The organism is Roseateles sp. P5_B10, from assembly GCF_056400485.1.
The window spans coordinates 1-842 of sequence record NZ_JBFULE010001381.1 but is presented as its reverse complement, the minus strand read 5'-3'; the positions used below and the strand labels follow the sequence as shown (position 1 = coordinate 842).

2 protein-coding genes are annotated in these 842 nt (G+C 67.8%); both read right to left on the bottom strand.

What is annotated here, in order from left to right; genetic code table 11:
- The coding region (locus tag AC1DU6_RS33475) for a DegT/DnrJ/EryC1/StrS family aminotransferase (RefSeq protein WP_477862651.1) at nucleotides 1-511 on the bottom strand (511 nt) is incomplete at its 3' end.
- A 17-nt stretch (nucleotides 512-528) separates the two neighbouring features.
- Entirely contained in the window at nucleotides 529-783 is a 255-nt protein-coding gene (locus tag AC1DU6_RS33470) for an acyl carrier protein (protein WP_477862650.1), read from the bottom strand.
- Between the last annotated feature and the right edge of the window lie 59 nt (nucleotides 784-842).

Here is an 842-nt window from a genome sequence, read left to right as displayed (position 1 = left end):
CGAAGAACTTGGGCAGGCTGGCAATGACCACATCGCCCAGCGCGCCCACGGCGCCTCCTTCACCCTGGCCGAACATGGCGTGCGCGCAGTCCTCCAGCATCAGCACGCCGCGGCGCTGGCACCAAGCGTGCAGATCGCGCAGATCCAGCGGCAGGCCGAAGAAATGGGCAACGCACAGCACGCGCGTATCGGCGGGTGCATGCTGCTCCAGCCAGTCCAGGCTGGGGCGGCCATCGGCGTCAATGGGATAGAAACCCAGCTGATGCCCCAGCGTCAGCACCGGCGACACCATGGTGGGGCAGTGGTAGCTGGGCACCAGCACGCGCTGCTCCGGCGTGAGCGCCAGGCTCTCCAGGCCAAGCAGGATGGCTGCACGGCCGCTGCTGGTCAGCAGCGCTCCCGGCCGGTCAAGCAGGCAGGGCAGCGTCTGGGCCTCTGCGTCGACCTGCCTGTTGTGCGGGCCCGGCACCGGGTGCCGGGGCGCCAAGCGAGGCGTGAGGTCGACGTTCATTCGCGAATTTGATTCGGTCAGAGCCGGGCGGCGACGAAGTCCGCCAGCGAGCCCACTGTGGCAAAGGTGTCGCCGTCGATGTCGTCATCGTCGACGGCGAGACCGAGTTGCTCCTCCAGTGCGGTGATCAGGCYGACCACGGCCATCGAGTCCAGCTCGGGCAGGGCGCCGAGCAGGGCGGTGTCGCGGGTGAAGGTCTGGGCGCGGCCGTTCAGGCTCAGCACCTCGTCGAGAAGCCTCAGCACATGGCTGAGAACCTGATCTTTGTCCATTGGGAGCTTCCAAAAAGCAGCCGCGCAGTTTAGCCGTCCTCCCCCCCTTGCTCCCGGGG